Raw genomic sequence first — 19,029 nt, 5'->3', positions numbered from 1 at the left:
TGTGCTCTTATTTTAACGATTCGCTTATCAATTAAAGATAATGAAAATCGTTATCATTTAAGCGTTGAGAATAATAGCTTCAATTATTGTTTTATCTTTAAAGAATATGTTAAGGTTGCGCCCGTCGTTGGGGAGTAGCCGATTTTCGCGATTGCGAAAATGTACATGTCAACATACTCGTTACTTGTTTAAGCAAGATTTATAACGTGGCATGTACGACTCAAATACTGAGTAGGCGAGACCATAGGCACGTAACCATCATTTAAGTTGGGGATGGTTGACGTGTATATGGATATTCCCAACTGAGGCATTTGTATGAATCTCTCCGCTACTATTATTCTCGCTTTTGGCATGTCGATGGATGCTTTTGCTGCATCAATCGGGAAAGGTGCCTCTCTCCATAAACCTAAGTTTTCCGAAGCGTTACGAACCGGGCTTATCTTTGGCGTCATCGAAACCATCACCCCGCTTATCGGCTGGTGCCTGGGTCTTCTGGCAAGCAAGGTCGTGCTGGAATGGAATCATTGGGTTGCATTTATCCTGCTGGTGTTTCTCGGCATTCGTATGATTTATGAAGGTGTGCGCGGTAACGATGACGAAGAAGCGCCAAAGCTGCAACGTCATGGATTTTGGCTATTAGTCACCACGGCTATCGCCACTAGCCTTGATGCCATGGCAGTCGGTGTCGGCCTCGCATTCCTGCAAGTTAATATTATTGAAACCGCTCTGGCCATTGGTTGCGCGACCATGATTATGTCCACGCTGGGTATGATGCTGGGCCGCTTTATTGGCCCTCTGCTCGGTAAGCGCGCCGAGATCCTCGGCGGTGTGGTGCTAATTGGGATTGGTTGTCAGATTCTTTATAGCCACTTCAGCACATTAAACTGATGATTCGCGTCGCCAGACGCAAATGACAAAATCTGTCTCACAAGCGAATGCCGTTTCAGCCGTCAAAGCCTGCCACACTTCCGGGCGGGCACGCCAGGCGAACGGCGTCATTTGTAATAGCGCAACCGCTTCATTTCCCTGTAACGTCATCGGCCAGCCAATGCGCTGCGTCTGTTCTGCTATAAAACCAGGTAAAGACTCGGACTCGGTGCTGTGCAGCACCACATTGTCATAAATTAAACCTTTCAGCTGCATTAAATGACGTGGGCCCGGCGTGGCGGTGATGACGATGCCGCCGGGTTTCACCACCCGCGCTAGCTCTTCAGCTTTGCACGGGGCAAAAATACGCACCACGGCATCTAGACTATTATCATCAAACGGCAAACGGTGGCTTGATGCCACACAGAACTGCACCTGCGGATAGCGCTTTGCCCCGTAGCGAATCGCTACTTTTGCAACATCTAATCCCCAGGTCATTCCTTCATGTTTTGCGACAATCTGTGCAAAACCAGCAGTGTAATACCCTTCCCCGCAGCCTATATCCAGCAAAGTAACCGGTGCTGCCTGTTCCAATATCAGGCAGATAGCATCGCGCAGCGGCTGATAATGCCCGGCATCAAGGAATGTTCTGCGGGCCTGCATCATTTCGCTGCTATCGCCCGGGTCTTTTGAACGCTTATGCTGAACCGGCAACAAATTAACATATCCCTCTTTTGCCTTATCGAATTGGTGGCCTTGCGGGCAAACAAAGCTCTTCCCCTCGGGATCAAGCGGTGCATGACAAAGCGGGCAAAGATAAGACATAAGAACTCCAGGCAATCGTAAAGGGCGCAAGTGTACCGCTTACGCCCCGCTTCGAAAAGCCACTAACCTGCCGGACCCTCGACAACAGCCTTATTTAACACCGTTAAATTGGTATCCCCTTGTGGCAAACCATCAGGTTCAATATTCTCCAGACGCAGCACATCGCTCATTATCTGGCTGAAGACCGGTGCCGAAACTGCACCGCCGTAGTAAGCGCCATTTTCCGGATCGTTAATTACCACCACCAGCGCAAAGCGCGGATTACTCGCAGGAGCGACACCTGCGGTATAGGCAATGTATTTGTCGATGTATTTGCCATCATCGCCAATTTTCTTGGCCGTTCCGGTTTTAATGGCAACTCGATAGCCACGTACCGCGGCTTTAATCCCGCCTCCGCCAGGCAGTGCCACACTTTCCATCATATGTTCAACCTGATGGGCAATGGTTTCAGACATCACCCTTTGCCCAACGACTGGCGGGTCAACACGGGTAATAGAAAGTGGGCGGGTAATGCCATAGCTGCCGATAGTGGCGTAAACATGCGCCAGTTGCAGAGGTGTGACCATCAAACCATAACCAAAGGAAAATGTGGCGCGATCCAACTCTCCCCAGAACTTACGGTGCGGTAACAGGCCACTGCTTTCCCCTGTCAGCCCCAATCCTGTTGGCATTCCAAAACCGAAGTTCTTATAGGTATCCAACAACTTTTGGATTGGCATCGCCAGAGAAAGGCGTGAAACCCCTGTGTCGCTCGATTTTTGCAGGATTCCGGTCAGCGTAAGTTGCGGGTAGTAACCGACGTCGCGTATACGGTGACCATCAATGGTATAAGGATGGGTGTCCACGACGCTATCAGGTTGAACAATCCCCTGCTGCAGCGCGGTCATGACTACCATCGGTTTAACGGTTGAACCTGGCTCGAAAGTGTCGCTAATTGCCCGATTACGGAAATCGTTCAGCGTGGCACCATCACGATTATTTGGGTTAAACGTCGGACAACTCGCCATCGCTAATACTTCGCCAGTATTCACATCCAGGATAACTGCTGCGGCAGATTCAGCTTTATTCCAGGAGACAGCATTACTCAGTGCGTCTTCCGTCACCGTTTGCAGTCGTTCATCAATGCTTAGCATGAGGTTATGAGCAGGGTTTGCTGGAGTTTCCGTGATATTTTCTATGACGTGCCCATGCCTGTCTTTACGAACCAGTCTCTCGCCCGCTTTGCCCGTCAACTGGCGATTAAAACTCTTCTCAATGCCTTCAATACCTTGATCATCAATGTTGGTAAAACCGAGCAAGTTTGCTGCAACATGGCCTGCGGGATAAAACCGACGTGATTCATCCCGTAATGAAATCCCTGGCAGTTTCAGGCTCTCGATGTATTGCGCTTGCTGTGGATCAAGTTGGCGGGCGAGGTAAATGAAGCGATCGGCTGGATTACGGCGAATGCGTGCAGCAATTTCATTAAGTGGCATGTGTAAGGTTGTTGCCAGGGCCTGCCAGCGGCTACTGATTTGCACGCCACCTTTTTCCATTACTGTTTTCGGGTCAGCCCAGATTGCTTTTACCGGCACGCTCACCGCCAACGGTCTGCCATTGCGGTCTTCTATCATTCCACGAGGTACGACAATGGGTTCTTCACGTAAAGAACGCATGTCTTCCTGCTTGACCAGATTTTCGGGTGAGATGATTTGCAACCAGGCAACACGTCCCAGCAAGAACACCAGACACATAAAGATAGCGATGCAAAGAAGAGCAAAACGCCACTGAATAAAATTACCCACGATTCCAGGGGCGGTTTTTCTCACATTCAATCCTTAACGACAACTAAGCGATTGAAAATTTAAACATAATGGGGAAACTAACCGGACAGGAACAGTGCTACAAGATGCGCTGCTTTGCTACAAGACATAACTGGGAGAGCTTTCCAGAAACACATAGAAAAATAATGGTCAACATTCAGACATGAAAAAGCCCCGCTACAAGAGCGAGGCTTTCATCAAAATTTGGCGTTATTCGCGCCAGGTCTAATTCAGCCGAATTAGATAGCAGTTACGTTAACCGCTGCAGGGCCTTTCTGGCCGTCCTGGATTTCGAACTCAACGTTCTGGCCTTCAGCCAGAGTTTTGAAGCCGTTACCCTGGATTGCAGAGAAGTGTACGAACACATCTTTGCTGCCGTCAGCAGGAGTAATGAAGCCAAAACCTTTAGACTCGTTGAACCACTTAACTTGACCTTTAATCTTTGCCATTTTGCAAAATTCCTTAGATTGTTTTCTTTGCCCGGAGGCATAACTTAGCTAAAACAGAGACATTACTGCATGAGGCACTAATATAAGGCTCGGCAGAGAAGCGGTATTCAACGACAACGTGTTTACTCAGAACTTCTTTACTGAAAATGCCACACATAAACAGAACTGTACCTCGTTTAACCCAACGTGTTATCACATACAACGCAATCAATGGCAAGCCATTTTTCGGCGTGTATCGATCTGTCGCACAAATTCCGAAACTCATATTGTAATGAAAATGAAATGCACAATTTGTGCATAGATTAACAGTAGACAAAGATGATTCCGTGCATTCATATGACGACCACAGACAACGTTTTTACCATAGCCCAAAGATATGTTTTCGTCCAGGCGAAGTGCGAAAAAGTCGATATCATAGGCATTATGCTTATGATTTTTTTAGCATAGCTATGCAAAAAATGAACAATTTCACTTTGCTACGAAAACAATAGAATTGATATAAGAAATAGCGAGAATAGAAAAATGAATAAACCTTGAGCGGTTGTCTGATTATATTGCACCAAAAGAATGAAAGTTTAATCAACCCATGCTTCATGATGAGGCAATAAAAACGTTTCGCTATATTTTCGATGTAATAAAGTAACCAAAAGATAGTCCGTAATAGCGTCTTAAAATTTTTTAATAATGTTTAAGTCTTAATTTTAAATAAGTGTGAACTTTGACCAATACACAACGGCGAAAAGAGTCGGCTTTCCTCGCCTTCATCATCAAGTGCGGTTAGTAGCTCTTGCGGAGGCATGTCCAGTGATTCATCAGCCAGTTCAAATACGCCCCAATGGATAGGAACCGTAAAAGGTCTGCCCAACTGCTGCCAAAGCGTAACCGCCTGCTGCGGATCCATATGATGGCTACTCATGAACCAGCGTGGAGAATAAGCTCCTATTGGTATCAATGCCGCATCCAGGGGGCCTCTGAACAAAGCAATATCAGCAAGTCCTGCTGTATAGCCCGTATCACCGCTAAACCATATCCTTAAGTGGCTGCTTTCTATAATCCACCCACACCACAAACTCCGGTTACGATCCCAGAATGAACGCATGCTCCAGTGCTGTGCCGGCACCGCTGTAAAAGTCATTCCTTGCAGGGTAATGCTCTGCCACCAGTCAAGCTCAGTCACATGGCGTATACCTCGACGGGTAAACCACTGTTTTAAGCCCAACGGGACAAAGAAATGAGTATCGGGGAAACGACGGACAATCTGTCGAATGGTGGAACGGTCCAGGTGATCGTAATGATTATGCGAAATCAAAACGGCATCAAGTTGATGCAATTCACTGATATGAATTGGGGATGGAGTCTTACGCTCAGGACCTGCAAACGATAATGGGGAAGCTCGCTGGGACAACACGGGGTCGGTCAATAAATACAGACCATTGATACGCAGCAATACCGTTGCATGCCCTAACCACCATAGCCGATCATCCTTACCCTGGAGTTCAGCCTTTTGCCACCAACGTTCAGTGAAAGCGGCATAACCATTACTCGGAGGATGGGGCAATCCCTGCGCTTTTCGCTCTTTTCGCCAACGTTCAACATCACCCGGTTTTCGTAAGCTTGACTCCAGATTACGAAAACCGTCGATTAGGTGATGAGATTTTAGGGGATCAAACCAAGGATTTTTCCACCGCATGGTCACTCCACAGCAACACAAACAGGTTTATCAGGATTAACGCTCAGCGACCAGACGAATAAAATCGTCTTCCACTTCGTCATCTTCCTTTGTTACTTCTGGTTCTTCCTTAACTACTTCAGGCTCGTTCGCTTCACACAAACGTCGTAACAGAGCAGTCTGCCGCTTTTGCTGATCCAGCAACTCTTCAAGAAGTTCGATCTGTTCATTGGTCCGGCTACTCGCACGGTTAACAAAGAACCACATTACGAGGCCGATAACCAGTACCACCAGGGAAACTGTCAGGGACACGATATTCAACGCGCCAACACTTAATTCGTTCATATTACCACCTCAGCAAAACGCACTATTCTACACCTGCCGGGTCTTAAGGTAAGCACTATGTGGATAAAAACACACTACCAAGGTATAAATTTATTAATTGTACAAATGCCGCTGAAAAATTGTACATCCTGATCGCACATTACGTTGACCATTTGGGTCCATAGCAGCAGGCAGACGAAAAAAACTGCAATCAGAATAAGCCATCTGTACTTTCTCACTACTCTCTCCACCTCTTTCCTATTTATTGTAAAGTCTGGCATAGACAGCCTAAACGACACATAACTCTCACGTATATTATTTAAGAATCATCACATTGCTACTACAGCGCAATCCGCTACGCTTAGAAGTCTAATTACTTAATAATAAGAGGTACCTATGCGTATTGTGATCCGCACTATTATTGTAATAGCGCTTTTGTGGATCGGTTTACTCCTCTCTGGATATGGAGTTTTGATTGGAAGTCATGAAAATGCTGCAGGTATGGGGCTTCAATGCAAATACCTAACTGCTCGAAATGTCACCACAGCACAATTTGTTCATACCAGTAGTGGAATTATCGGACTTAGCGATTGCCCAGTATTGCGTAAAAGTGATGAAGTTATCGATACGGGTAACTAGGAACATATAAAGAAAACGCCGCTAAATAGCGGCGTTTTCTATTTCATCAAAATGGATATTCGTGATAACCCATTTGTTCAGAAATAGTTCGAGCTGCGTCATGAAGCATCGCTACATATTCATGAAGTCTGTCTTCGGAAAAACGAAGTGTCGGGAATGAAATACTCAACCCAGCAATAACGACACCAAATCGGTCAAAAACAGGTACGCCGATGCAGCGTAAACCTTCTTCCTGCTCCTGGTTATCTTCACCGTAACCCTGCTCACGCACGGTATCCAGGACATCCAACAATTCGTCAGTGCTCATGATAGTACGCTCAGTGCTGCGGTTATATTCCACATCAGCAAGGATTTCACGCACTTCATTACGATCTCGCCACGCCAGAAGCACTTTACCAATTGCGGTGCTGTACAATGGATTACGACGACCGATGCGCGAGTACATGCGCAGGTTATACATTGAGTCAATCTTATGGATATAGACAATACTGTCTTCATCCAACGCACCCAAGTGGATGGTTTCTTTCGTCAGACGCGATAATTCTCGCATTTGAATGTCTGCGCTACGAATCAAATCAACGTTCTGCAATGCACGCGCACCAAGCTCAAACAGCTTGAGGGTAAGCGAGTACTTTTCAGATTCGCCTTCCTGAGCAACATAACCCAGGGATTTCATAGTCTGCAAAAAGCGATAGACGGTGCTTTTTGACATCATTACGCGTTGCGATAATTCAGTAATACCAATTTCGCGTTCTTCGCCAAGCGCCTGTAAAATGCCAAAAACTTTCAGGACAGAAGAGACAGAATCAGGTTGTTTATCCAGATCTGCGATAGCCATTAAATCACCTCGATCGCATTTGTTTTATAAAAATCAGAACTGGTTTTTAGTATAAGTTGACTACCATGTCATCGCAATGAATCTATTCTATTTCGTTACAAATCTGCGACATATCCCTTAAATTTAGTGCTATTATTATTGCTCTTCGAATAAATCACCCATGAAGTTAAATTTCCCTTATGGATAAAACCCTTGCTGATGGGCTGCCAATACCGCAGCGCTATGGTGCTATTTTGGCCATTGCGTTGGGTATCACAATGGCAGTTCTGGATGGCGTGATCGCAAACGTAGCACTTCCAACTATTGCACGAGAACTAAACGCCAGTCCGGCAGAATCCATCTGGATAGTGAACAGCTATCAAATCGCGATAATTATTTCGTTACTGTCGATGTCATTCTTAGGCGACATTTTTGGTTATCGCCGGGTATATCAGTGCGGACTGATTCTGTTCTGCATCACATCGTTATTCTGCGCGCTGTCGAATTCATTGCCCATGTTGACGTTTGCTCGTGTGCTTCAGGGCTTTGGCGGTGCTGCATTAATGAGCGTCAATACTGCTCTCATCAGGCTTATCTATCCGCAAAAATATCTCGGCCGTGGGATGGGGATTAACTCGTTTATTGTCGCCGTATCCTCAGCTGCCGGCCCCACTATTGCCGCCGCGATTCTTTCTGTCGCATCGTGGAAATGGCTGTTTTTGATTAATGTGCCAATTGGTATTCTCGCGCTATTGCTGGCAATTCGTTTTCTGCCCCCCAATCAACAAAAATCGCAAGGCCAACGCTTCGATATCCCTAGTGCGATTATGAATGCCTTGACGTTCGGCCTGCTGATCTCGGCAATTAGTGGTTTTGCCCAAGGGCAGTCAGGATGGTTGATCATTTCCGAGCTCGTTGCATTAGCTGTGATTGGCTTCTTCTTTATTCGTCGCCAATTGAAACTCCCCTTCCCTCTATTACCCGTGGATTTATTGCGTATTCCTGTATTTTCATTATCTATGGGAACGTCTGTTTGTTCTTTCGCTGCTCAAATGCTAGCGATGGTTTCACTTCCCTTTTTCTTGCAATCAACATTAGGACGCAGCGAAGTAGAAACGGGTCTACTTCTCACTCCGTGGCCAATTGCAACAATGATAATGGCACCGGTTGCTGGTCATTTGATTGGGCGAGTACATGCAGGGCTGCTGGGTGGGCTCGGGCTTGTTGTTATGGCATTCGGTTTATTTGCTTTAGCGTTGTTACCGCACAACCCTACCGATATCGATATCATCTGGCGCATGCTTTTGTGCGGCGCTGGTTTCGGTTTGTTCCAGTCACCTAATAACCACACAATCATTTCATCAGCACCGCGTAACCGCAGCGGCGGTGCCAGTGGCATGTTAGGCACGGCTCGATTGTTAGGACAAAGTTGCGGTGCAGCTCTGGTGGCTTTGATGTTCAACCTTTTCGCGATTCACGGAACGCATGCCTCGCTTTTACTGGCAGGGAGTTTTGCGACCATCGCCGCCATTGTTAGCAGTTTACGCATGTCCCAACCTACGACTTCTCAGGCATAAAAAAAGCGTGCCAGCGATGGCACGCTTTTTCATTTCAGATAATGACTACTTCAGATACTCGCCGTTACGCAGCGCTTCAATACGCTTATCCAATGGCGGGTGAGTCATGAACAATTCACTCATAGACTTCGCCTTACCATTGATACAAAACGCCATCATGCTGCTGGCTTCTTGCGGTTCATAGCTGGTTTTCAGGCGCTGCAGTGCGGCAATCATTTTTTCACGACCAACCAATTTTGCAGACCCAGCATCAGCATGGAATTCACGGTGACGTGAGAACCACATTGTGATGATGCTTGCCAGAATGCCAAATACCAGTTCCAGCACAGTCGCAATGGCAAAATAGACAAACGGGTTGCCGTTGTTGCTCTCACCCTCATCCCGATTACCAGACAAGAAGCCAGAAGCGACTTGCGCGATGATACGAGAAATAAAGATTACGAAGGTGTTCACCACGCCCTGAATCAGCGTCATGGTTACCATGTCACCATTCGCGATATGGCTGATTTCGTGCGCGATAACCGCTTCTGCTTCATCACGACTCATGTTCTGCAGAAGGCCGGTGCTAACCGCAACAAGCGATGCATTACGACGAGCGCCTGTGGCAAACGCATTAATATCTGGCGCATGGTAAATAGCCACCTGCGGCATGGCGATACCCGCTTGCTGAGACTGTTGGCGCACTGTTTCCATCAGCCAGCGCTCTGTTTCATTGCGCGGTTGCTCAATCACTTCCCCGCCCACTGAACGCAATGCCATCCATTTGGACATCAGTAATGAGATGATTGAACCACCAAAGCCAAACAACACCGCCATGATCATCAGACCCTGTACGCTGCTCGACTGGATCCCCGTCAGGCTTAGCACTAGCCCGAAAACGACCATGACTGCAAGGTTGGTCAACAGGAAAAGCCCGATACGCATCATAATTTTCTTTTTACCTCGGTTAAAAATACGCATTCTGCGTTACCCCACATCGTAGGGGCAAGCTTGCTATTTTCAAGCATTCATCGTTGCCAAGTAGTTAATAATACATAACTTTACATTAAAGGAGAGGTTGATTTACGCGGCTTGATAGAGGTAAAAAAAACGGGCACAAAATTTTGTGCCCGTTGGAGGAGTTACTTAGCAGGAGCTGGTTGCTCAGCTGGTTTATCTTGCTGCATTTTTGCAAAATCCAGCGCGATATGAACCGTTTCATCGAGATAAGGATCAGGTTCCTGATAATCCTTCGGCAGGTCGTCGAGTTTCTTCAACGGTGCTTTTCCTTCTCGTTTATAGCGGTCATTAATCCGCTCCAGACGCGTAGCATCATCTTCCTGATTCTCTTTCTCACGCTGAGCAAGATTCAGGGAAACAATATTACGTTTATCTTTCAGGGCATTGAAGCGAGCAATATCCTTCATGATGTACTGGAACTCAGGATCGGCTGCTATTCTATCCTGGTGCAGTTTAAGCAATTGCGGCTCAAACTGAGTCAGATCGCCTGACTTAACGTAAGTAGCGGCGTTAATGCTATCCCAAGGGAGCGCATTATCTTCAAACTTCTCGCCAGTCTCAGTCTCTTCAGTACCGGTAGGCATCATGATGTCAGGCGTTACACCTTTACGCTGAGTACTTCCGCCATTAATACGGTAGAACTTCTGGATAGTGTATTGCACAGAACCAAGCGCAGGCCATTCCGGACGCAGCATCTGATCATAGATTCGATTCAAAGAACGGTACTGTTGAACAGTGCCTTTACCGAAGGTAGGCTCACCCACAATCAGCGCACGACCATAGTCTTGCATTGCTGCTGCAAAGATTTCAGAAGCCGAAGCACTGAAACGGTCAACCATCACCACCAGTGGACCTTTGTAGTAGACAACGCCGTCAGTATCGCTATCTTCACGCACTTTACCGTTGTTATCACGTACCTGAACAACTGGGCCACTTGGGATAAACAGGCCAGAAAGTGAGACAGCCTCGGTCAATGCACCGCCACCGTTAGAGCGTAAATCGATGATCACGCCCTTCACGTTCTGTTTTTCCATCTTCTGAAGCTGGACTTTGACATCATCTGTCAGACCAACGTAGAAGCCTGGGATATCCAGGACACCCACTTTGTCTTTACCGACCGTTTTAATCGTCAATTTGACGGCGCGATCTTCAAGACGAATGCGTTCACGGGTTAACGTAACCACACGTGTTTTGGTACCCTTACCTGCCGGTAAGATTTCCAGGCGAACCTTGCTACCTTTTGGCCCTTTGATCAGCGCAACGACATCGTCAAGACGCCAGCCAATCACATCAACCATAGGTTTCCCTGTCTGGCCGACACCAACAATACGGTCACCAACGGTAATCGTTTTGCTTTTCGCAGCAGGACCACCCGCTACCATCGAGTTGATAACCGTGTAGTCATCGTCCATTTGCAGCACAGCACCAATACCTTCCAGAGATAAACTCATTTCGGTATTGAATTGTTCAGTGTTACGTGGCGATAAGTAATTGGTATGCGGGTCGATTTCGTGGGCAAAGGCGGTCATCGCAAGCGAGAAAACATCTTCGCTATTGGATTGAGCCAGACGGCGAATGGCAAACTGATAACGCTTGGTCAGCGTTTCACGAATTTCCTGATCGGTTTTGCCGGTCAGTTTCAGACTCAGTTCGTCAAACTTAACTTTGCTATCCCACAGGGAATTCAACTCTGTAACGTTTGCAGGCCACGGCGATTTGCTGCGGTCAACGTTAAAGGTATCGTTACCCGTGAAATTCATTGGTTTTTCCAGCACCTTCAACGCGTATTGATAACGTTCAAAACGACGTTGTTGGGCCAGATTGTAGAGATCGTAAAATACGTCCAGTTTACCGGTGCGCAATTCATCGCCAATCTGTTTTTTCCGCGACACAAACTGCTCTACGTCACTGGCTAGCAGCACGTTGTGGCTATAGTCGAGGAGGTTTAGATAGCGATCGAAAATTTTTGCGGAAAAATTTTCATCCAGGTCAAACTGACGATAATGCGAGCGAGTGAAGCGTGAAGTTACACGCTCACTCACCGTTGCATGCTGTGTCTCTTCCTTTAACTGCGGGATTTGAGAAGCTTGCGTGATGTTTTCGACGGCCAGTGCGCTACCTGCAAGAAACAACAGACTAGCGACAGCCGTACGCTTAAAGAATTTGTTCATGCCCGGGTCTGGCCTCCGTTTCAGAACTGCAAGTGTTCTGCGCGTACGATCATTGCCATACCAGAAGTCAGCTGTACACGGACGCCATCTTTGGTAATTTCCAGTACTGTGGCATCCATCGCGTTGTTACCCGCTTTGACTTTGATTGCCTGACCCACCTGCAAAGCAGAAATGTCTGTAACCGGAGTGCGTTTTTCTTCACGCGGAGCTTGCGGCGCCGGTTTTTCTACACGAGGTTTACGTTCTGTAGCTTCTGGACGACGCGGAGCAGGACGAGGCTTGCGTTCGCGACGAGGTTTATCGATAACGGTTTCGCCGTTAGCAATAGCCGCTTCACGCTTTTTCGCTGCCTGTTCTGCACGCTGTGCCTGAACACGAGCTTTTGCTTCTTCAAGCTGCTTGCGAGCATGCTCTACGTGCTGCTCATCGAGTTCACCACAAGGGTTACCGTCGAGATCAACACGGGTTGCGCCGACTTTAATACCGTATAGGTAACGCCAGCTTGAAGTGTAAAGACGTAACGCGGAACGAAGTTGAGTTTTACTGAGACTCATCTCCCCTTCAACGCGCGCGACCAAATCCTGGAAGATACCAATCTTCAGGGGGCGGGCTTCACCTTCAGCGCTAAAGCACTGTGGGAAACGCTCTGCCAAAAAGGCGATGACTTCTTTGCTACTATTCAACTTAGGTTGATTTTCCATGAAATTTCCTGATTACAACGGAGTTGCCAACAATCCGCAGGCATGAACAGGCGACATTATAATGACGCTATCAGCAAATGCCACGTTATCCGTTGTTTATCATGCTAACGAGTGAAGAATTTTTTAAAATCCGTGTCGGCAAGCATCAGCGAAAGCTGCGTCACCAGTTGAGATAAGCCGAGTTGGTCTTCAGGTGTGAAGCGCCCAAACTCCGTGCTATCAATGTCCAGAACACCTATTAGCTCGCCATTTACCGTAAGCGGCAGGACAATTTCGGAGTTGCTGGCAGCGTCACAAGCGATGTGACCATCAAAAGCATGCACATCTTCGACGCGCTGGATGCTTTTAGTGGAAGCCGCTGTACCACAAACACCTTTTCCTACCGGGATACGAACGCAAGCAATCTTGCCCTGGAAAGGTCCCAGAACCAGAGTCTCGCCTTCTAATAGGTAAAAGCCTGCCCAGTTAACGCCTTCGAGACGTTCAAACAACAACGCGCTGGTATTTGCCAACGTCGCCAAAAAGCTTGTTTCACCTGCCATTAACGCACTGAAATCGCGGTTCAAGTCCGCGTAAAATTGTTCTTTGTTCATTGATTAACCATAGTATGTTGTCTTACTCAACTGCATAGCATAGTAAAATAAGCATTAAATGCCTTATGCCACAAGGTGTATCATTCAATGAATTACTATACGCTTAACGAATATTTCATAACCCATTGAGATACCCCATGCGCCAGCGGTTTTCCCTGTTTACGATGACACATGAAAATACACGCCATTAGCCATGCTGTACCGCAGGCACGTTATCAGCGTTGCCCCCAATGCGATACACTTTTCTCGTTACCGTCGGTTAAATCCTCGCAGAGCGCGTATTGCCCGCGCTGCGATGCCAAAGTTTACCATGGGCGCGACTGGTCACTTACTCGCCTGGCGGCGATGGCAATTGCCATGCTACTGCTTATGCCTGTCGCTTTTTCCGAGCCTCTGGTACGCATCTATTTACTGGGTACGCGAATAGATGCCAACTTGTTCCAGGGCATATGGCAGATGACTAGCCAGGGTGATCCCCTGACAGCCGCAATGGTGTTGTTCTGTGCTGTGGGTGCGCCAGCAACATTAGTCGCCGCAATTGCCTACCTCTACTTTGGTAATATTCTTGGGATGAATTTACGCCCGGTCTTACTCATGCTTGATAAGCTCAAAGAATGGGTAATGTTAGATATTTACCTGGTCGCTATCGGTGTGGCCTGCATCAAAGTCAGAGAGTTTGCATTTATCCAACCGGGCGTAGGTCTCGTGGCGTTTATTGCATTAGTGGTGCTGAGCTTGTTAACCCTAATTCACCTAAATGTAGAACAGCTATGGGCTCGTTTTTATCCCCAGCGACCTTCTCGAGCGTGGGGTCCCCAGTTACGCGTTTGCCTTGGCTGCCATTTCACAGGAGTGCCTGACAACCGTGGGCGTTGTCCTCGTTGCCATGTGCCATTAAGAGCTCGTCGTCGCCACAGCTTACAAAAATCCTGGGCAGCATTAATCGGTTCGTTAATTTTCCTCCTGCCGGCCAACCTGTTGCCAATTTCGATTCTTTACGTCAATGGTTCACGCCAGGAAGATACGATTCTTTCCGGTATTCTTTCCCTCGCCAGCAGTAATGTTGCCGTCGCCGCTGTGGTTTTCATTGCCAGTATCCTGGTGCCTTTTATCAAAGTTATCGTTTTGATTTCATTGCTGGTCAGCATTCATTTTAAATGTGAGAAAGGGCTTAAGACGCGGATAACACTGCTACGCTTTATTACCTGGATTGGGCGCTGGTCCATTCTCGATCTCTTCGTAATCTCGCTTACGATGTCGCTGGTTAATCGTGACCAGCTATTGGCATTTACTATGGGACCGGCTGCGTTTTATTTTGGCGCGGCGGTTATTTTAACTATTCTTGCAGTCGAATGGCTTGATAGCCGACTACTTTGGGACGCACATGAGTCAGGAAATGCCCGCTTCACCGACTGAAGCGCGAATTAAAACTAAACGCCGTATTTCGCCCTTCTGGTTACTGCCAATTATCGCACTGATGATTGCCGGCTGGCTGATGTGGACGACCTGGGAAGAACGCGGCACGACTGCGACCATTGATTTTATTTCGGCTGACGGCATCGTTGCCGGGCGCACGCCTGTACGTTACCAGGGTGTTGAAGTCGGTACGGTACAAAGCGTCAGCCTCAGTAAAAACCTGAGCAAAATCGAAGTAAAAATCAGCGTGAAAAGCGATATGAAAGACGCGCTGCGTGAAGATACCCAGTTTTGGCTGGTCACACCCAAGGCGTCTCTTGCGGGTGTTTCCGGGCTGGATGCGCTGGTTGGCGGCAACTATATCGGCATGATGCCGGGCAAAGGCGAGCCGAAAGATCACTTCTCCGCGCTCGATACCCAGCCGAAATATCGCCTTAACAATGGCGAGCTGATGATTCACTTGCACGCACCGGATTTAGGTTCGCTCAACAGTGGATCGCTAGTTTATTACCGCAAAATTCCGGTAGGCCGAGTGTATGACTACACCATCAATAAGAACCAGCAGGGCGTGACGATTGACGTGCTGGTTGACCGCCGCTTTACCAAACTGGTGAAAAAAGGCAGCCGCTTCTGGAACGTATCCGGCGTAAAAGCCAACGTCAGTCTTTCCGGTGCGCAAGTTCAGCTAGAAAGCCTGGCGGCATTGGTCAACGGCGCTATCGCCTTTGACTCGCCGGAAAACTCAGCCGAAGCCAAAGCTGATGATGAGTTTGGCCTGTATGAAGATCTGGCGCATAGCCAGCGTGGCGTAATCATCGATCTTGATTTGCCGAGCGGACAAGGTTTAAACGCCGGTTCAACTGCGCTGATGTATCAAGGGCTTGAAGTCGGAACGCTGACCAAACTAAACCTCAATCCGGGCAGCACGGTAACCGGCCAAATGACGGTGGACCCAAGCGTGGTCAATCTGATGCGGAGCGGGACGCGCATTGAGTTGCGCAGCCCTAAGATTTCCCTCAGCAACCCGAATATCAGCAGCCTGTTAACGGGAAGTACTTTTGAATTGGTACCCGGTGAAGGTGAACCGCAAAACCATTTTGTGGTCTTCCCGAGCGATAAAACTCTCTTGCAGCAGCCTGATGTTCTGACCCTGAACCTGACGGCACCGGAAAGTTATGGCATTGATGCAGGCCAGCCGATTATTTTGCATGGTGTGCAGGTGGGGCAGATTCTTGAGCGCAAATTGTCGGCCAAAGGCGTCAGCTTCTCCGCAGCCATTGATCCTGAATATCGGCATTTGATTCAGGGCGACAGCAAATTCGTCGTCAACAGCCGTATTGATGTAAAGCTGGGTATTGATGGCGTTGAATTCCTGGGTGCCAGCGCCAGCGAATGGGTCAACGGCGGTGTCAGAGTCATTCCAGGTAACAAAGGTGCTATGAAAGATAGCTATCCACTCTATGCCAACCTTGAAAAGGCGGTGGAAAACAGCCTGAGCGACCTACCAACAACCACGTTGACGTTAACCGCGGCCAGCCTGCCAGATATTCAGACCGGCTCCGTGGTGCTTTATCGTAAATTCCAGGTCGGGGAAATTATCAGCGTACGTCCTCGTGCTAACAGTTTTGACATTGATGTAAATATCAAACCGGAATACCGTAACCTGCTGACCTCCAATAGCGTGTTCTGGGCCGAAGGTGGCGCTCGTGTGCAACTCAATGGCAGTGGACTTACCGTTCAGGCTTCCCCGCTTTCGCGTGCCTTAAAAGGTGCTATCAGTTTCGACAACTTAAGCGGCGCCAGCGTCGGCCTGAAAAAAGGCGACAAGCGAATGCTCTACGCCTCTGAAACTGCCGCTCGTGCGGTAGGCAGTCAGATAACGCTGCACACTTTCGATGCTGGTAAACTTTCTGCCGGTATGCCAATCCGTTATCTGGGCATAAATATAGGGCAACTTGAGTCGCTGAATCTGACAGCTTCACGCAGTGAAGTAGAAGCCAAAGCAGTACTCTACCCTGAGTTTGTTGAGACATTTGCCCGCAGCGGCACGCGCTTCTCTGTCGTCACCCCGAAAATTTCGGCCTCCGGCGTGGATAATCTCGATACTATTCTCCAGCCTTATATCAACGTTGAACCTGGCCGCGGCGCAGCACGTCGTGACTTCGAATTGCAGGAAGCCTCTATTACTGACTCCCGCTACTCAGACGGTCTGAACATCGTAGTAGAAGTGACTGAAGCGGGCGCATTAAACATCGGTACGCCAGTGCTATTCCGCGGTATCGAAGTAGGTACGGTGACCGGATTAACCCTCGGCAACCTCTCTGACCGCGTGATGGTTGGACTGCGTATCAGCAAGCGCTTCCAGCACCTGGTGCGTGATAGCTCAGTATTCTGGCTGGCCTCTGGTTATAGTCTCGATTTCGGTCTGACGGGTGGTGTAGTGAAAACCGGCACCTTCAACCAGTTCATCCGCGGTGGTATCGCCTTCGCCACGCCGCCTGGTACACCACTGGCGCCGAAAGCAGAAACGGGTAAACATTTCCTGCTAGAGCAAAGTGAGCCTAAAGAGTGGCGTCAATGGGGCACCGCACTGCCTCGCTAATACCTTCGCCCCGGTGTCTCACCGGGGCGTTTGTGTTACCATCCCTTCTTCATTTTTTTCTGGACTTCCTTAGTGGCTCATTCTCACACCGCCTTTCTCCCGCAAGCTTTTCTTGATGTTATTCGCGATGCACTCCCGGCAGATCAATCTATCGAGAGCTTTATCGAGTATTGCCAGCGGCCACTGCGTCGCAGCTTGCGTGTTAATACCCTCAAGATTTCGGTCAATGATTTTCTTGCGCTTGTCGCCTCTTATGACTGGCATCTGACGCCGATTCCGTGGTGCGCAGAAGGGTTCTGGATTGAACGTGATGATGAAGAAAGCCTGCCGCTGGGTAGTACTGCCGAACATTTGAGTGGCCTGTTCTACATTCAGGAAGCCAGTTCCATGCTGCCCGTTGCGGCGCTGTTTGCTGACGGCAATCAACCGGACCGAATTATGGATGTCGCAGCGGCTCCAGGCTCCAAAACCACGCAAATTGCAGCGCGTATGGGCAATCATGGTGCAATCCTCGCCAATGAATATTCCGCCAGTCGCGTTAAAGTGCTACACGCTAACATCAGCCGCTGTGGTATCAGCAACGTCGCGTTGACACATTTCGATGGCCGAGTATTTGGTGCTGCGCTACCGGAGTGTTTCGATGCAATCTTGCTGGATGCCCCATGCTCAGGTGAAGGTGTGGTGCGTAAAGACCCTGACGCCCTGCGCAACTGGACGCCAGAAAGCACCGCCAGCATTGCCGATACGCAGCGTGAGCTTATTGCCAGCGCTTTTCATGCGCTGCGCCCCGGCGGTACGTTGATCTATTCCACCTGCACTTTAAACCGTGAAGAGAATCAGCAGATTTGCCAGTGGTTACTGGATGAGTGGCCTGATGCAGTTGAAATCGCCCCGCTTAACGATTTATTCCCGGAAGCGAATAAAGCTATTACCGCCGAAGGCTACTTGCATGTTTTCCCGCAAATTTACGATTGCGAAGGATTCTTCGTTGCACGCCTGCGCAAAACTGCATCCGTAGAAGCGCTCCCGGCCCCAGGTTACAAAGTTGGGAAATTCCCGTTTGTACCAATGCATGGAAAACAAGCTGCGGAAGTGACCGCAGCTGCAAAACAGTCTGGGATCGCCTGGCAAGATGACCAACAACTTTGGTTGAGAGATAAAGAAATCTGGCTATTCCCCAAAGAGATTATTCCGCTATTTGGCCAAGTTCGATTTTCACGTATTGGTTTACGCCTTGCTGAGCAATACAACAAAGGCTATCGCTGGCAGCATGAAGCCGTCATAGCCCTGGTGCCTGGCGATTCACCGCTAGGATTTGCGCTTACTGAATTTGAAGCGGACGAGTGGTATCACGGTCGCGATATTTACCCAGATGTATCCCCCGAGCTAAATGAGGTTGTCGTGACATACCAGGGACAACCTCTTGGTCTGGCAAGAAAAGTTGGATCTCGCCTGAAAAATAGCTATCCGCGTGAATTGGTTCGCGACGGAAAACTGTTTGCGGCCAGGGGCTGATGGGTAAAAAAATAGTCGCCATGTAGTTTGCAGTTTTTGTACGTTTGTCTACGCTCTACTGTG

The 19,029-nt window shown here is 48.4% G+C and carries 18 protein-coding genes and 1 riboswitch; of the genes, 6 read left to right on the top strand and 12 right to left on the bottom strand.

All coding sequences use genetic code 11. From position 1 onward, the window contains the following. Nucleotides 1-117: 117 nt before the first annotated feature. Nucleotides 118-305, top strand: a riboswitch (yybP-ykoY riboswitch). A gap of 10 nt (nucleotides 306-315) precedes the next feature. Then, a complete protein-coding gene (mntP, locus tag LVQ77_RS00195) occupies nucleotides 316-888 on the top strand; it encodes a manganese efflux pump MntP (protein ID WP_064511863.1) in 573 nt (190 codons plus the stop codon). Here the strand turns inward: mntP and rlmA are convergent. From rlmA to mgrB, 7 genes are all read right to left on the bottom strand, one after another. Beyond that, nucleotides 880-1,692 carry a 23S rRNA (guanine(745)-N(1))-methyltransferase gene (gene rlmA / locus LVQ77_RS00190; RefSeq protein WP_232903336.1) on the bottom strand — a complete coding sequence of 271 codons (813 nt, stop codon included), beginning with the start codon at nucleotides 1,690-1,692 and terminating at the stop codon, nucleotides 880-882. The genes mntP and rlmA overlap by 9 nt on opposite strands. Nucleotides 1,693-1,754: 62 nt before the next feature. Further along, entirely contained in the window at nucleotides 1,755-3,500 is a 1,746-nt protein-coding gene (gene ftsI2 / locus LVQ77_RS00185) for a peptidoglycan DD-transpeptidase FtsI2/PBP3(PARA) (RefSeq protein ID WP_232903335.1), read from the bottom strand. A 233-nt stretch (nucleotides 3,501-3,733) separates the two neighbouring features. Further along, nucleotides 3,734-3,943, bottom strand: a complete 210-nt coding sequence (gene cspE, locus LVQ77_RS00180) for a transcription antiterminator/RNA stability regulator CspE (protein WP_001062678.1) — start codon at nucleotides 3,941-3,943, stop codon at nucleotides 3,734-3,736. Between the two features lie 13 nt (nucleotides 3,944-3,956). Next, nucleotides 3,957-4,100 (bottom strand): DUF2627 domain-containing protein, encoded by a 144-nt coding sequence (locus tag LVQ77_RS00175; RefSeq protein ID WP_072009398.1) that lies wholly within the window; start codon nucleotides 4,098-4,100, stop codon nucleotides 3,957-3,959. 531 nt (nucleotides 4,101-4,631) lie between these two features. Continuing rightward, the gene (locus LVQ77_RS00170) at nucleotides 4,632-5,633 is read right to left on the bottom strand and encodes an MBL fold metallo-hydrolase (RefSeq protein WP_232903334.1); all 1,002 of its coding nucleotides are present in this window, start codon (nucleotides 5,631-5,633) and stop codon (nucleotides 4,632-4,634) included. A 36-nt stretch (nucleotides 5,634-5,669) separates the two neighbouring features. Continuing rightward, a complete protein-coding gene (locus tag LVQ77_RS00165) occupies nucleotides 5,670-5,957 on the bottom strand; it encodes a YebO family protein (RefSeq protein ID WP_232864951.1) in 288 nt (95 codons plus the stop codon). Between the two features lie 74 nt (nucleotides 5,958-6,031). After that, on the bottom strand, nucleotides 6,032-6,175 hold the full coding sequence (mgrB, locus tag LVQ77_RS00160; protein ID WP_072009397.1) for a PhoP/PhoQ regulatory lipoprotein MgrB: 144 nt from the start codon (nucleotides 6,173-6,175) through the stop codon (nucleotides 6,032-6,034). Nucleotides 6,176-6,332: 157 nt separating this feature from the next. Between mgrB and LVQ77_RS00155 the strand changes: the two genes are divergently transcribed. Beyond that, a complete protein-coding gene (locus tag LVQ77_RS00155; protein WP_034455179.1) occupies nucleotides 6,333-6,575 on the top strand; it encodes a YobH family protein in 243 nt (80 codons plus the stop codon). 46 nt (nucleotides 6,576-6,621) lie between these two features. Here LVQ77_RS00155 and kdgR read toward each other — a convergent pair whose 3' ends face one another. Beyond that, on the bottom strand, nucleotides 6,622-7,413 hold the full coding sequence (gene kdgR, locus LVQ77_RS00150) for a DNA-binding transcriptional regulator KdgR (RefSeq protein WP_034455177.1): 792 nt from the start codon (nucleotides 7,411-7,413) through the stop codon (nucleotides 6,622-6,624). Between the two features lie 179 nt (nucleotides 7,414-7,592). Between kdgR and LVQ77_RS00145 the strand changes: the two genes are divergently transcribed. After that, a complete protein-coding gene (locus LVQ77_RS00145; RefSeq protein ID WP_232903333.1) occupies nucleotides 7,593-8,969 on the top strand; it encodes an MFS transporter in 1,377 nt (458 codons plus the stop codon). Between the two features lie 45 nt (nucleotides 8,970-9,014). Here the strand turns inward: LVQ77_RS00145 and htpX are convergent, their stop codons facing one another. The 4 genes from htpX to msrC all read right to left on the bottom strand — a co-directional run bounded on the left by htpX (nucleotide 9,015) and on the right by msrC (nucleotide 13,433). After that, nucleotides 9,015-9,896, bottom strand: coding sequence for a protease HtpX (gene htpX / locus LVQ77_RS00140; protein WP_034457026.1), 882 nt, complete (start codon nucleotides 9,894-9,896; stop codon nucleotides 9,015-9,017). A 194-nt stretch (nucleotides 9,897-10,090) separates the two neighbouring features. After that, nucleotides 10,091-12,139: a carboxy terminal-processing peptidase gene (prc, locus tag LVQ77_RS00135; RefSeq protein WP_064511869.1), complete on the bottom strand. Its 2,049-nt coding sequence runs from the start codon at nucleotides 12,137-12,139 to the stop codon at nucleotides 10,091-10,093. Between the two features lie 20 nt (nucleotides 12,140-12,159). Next, on the bottom strand, nucleotides 12,160-12,840 hold the full coding sequence (proQ, locus tag LVQ77_RS00130; RefSeq protein WP_232864949.1) for an RNA chaperone ProQ: 681 nt from the start codon (nucleotides 12,838-12,840) through the stop codon (nucleotides 12,160-12,162). A 104-nt stretch (nucleotides 12,841-12,944) separates the two neighbouring features. Next, nucleotides 12,945-13,433, bottom strand: a complete 489-nt coding sequence (gene msrC / locus LVQ77_RS00125; RefSeq protein WP_151994565.1) for a free L-methionine (R)-S-oxide reductase MsrC — start codon at nucleotides 13,431-13,433, stop codon at nucleotides 12,945-12,947. Between the two features lie 171 nt (nucleotides 13,434-13,604). Here msrC and yebS point away from each other — a divergent pair, with 171 nt between their 5' ends. The 3 genes from yebS to rsmF all read left to right on the top strand — a co-directional run bounded on the left by yebS (nucleotide 13,605) and on the right by rsmF (nucleotide 18,966). Continuing rightward, a complete protein-coding gene (gene yebS, locus LVQ77_RS00120; protein WP_232864948.1) occupies nucleotides 13,605-14,849 on the top strand; it encodes a membrane integrity lipid transport subunit YebS in 1,245 nt (414 codons plus the stop codon). After that, nucleotides 14,818-17,451, top strand: a complete 2,634-nt coding sequence (locus LVQ77_RS00115; RefSeq protein WP_232903332.1) for a PqiB family protein — start codon at nucleotides 14,818-14,820, stop codon at nucleotides 17,449-17,451. The genes yebS and LVQ77_RS00115 overlap by 32 nt, the downstream gene beginning before the upstream one ends. 72 nt (nucleotides 17,452-17,523) lie before the next feature. Continuing rightward, entirely contained in the window at nucleotides 17,524-18,966 is a 1,443-nt protein-coding gene (gene rsmF / locus LVQ77_RS00110; RefSeq protein ID WP_232864893.1) for a 16S rRNA (cytosine(1407)-C(5))-methyltransferase RsmF, read from the top strand. The last annotated feature ends 63 nt before the right edge of the window (nucleotides 18,967-19,029 follow it).

This window comes from Buttiauxella cochleicola, from assembly GCF_021282435.1.
GTDB classification, from domain to species: Bacteria; Pseudomonadota; Gammaproteobacteria; order Enterobacterales; family Enterobacteriaceae; genus Buttiauxella; species Buttiauxella massiliensis.
Note: the sequence above shows the minus strand (reverse complement) of the source record. Positions and strands in the feature narration are given on the sequence as shown.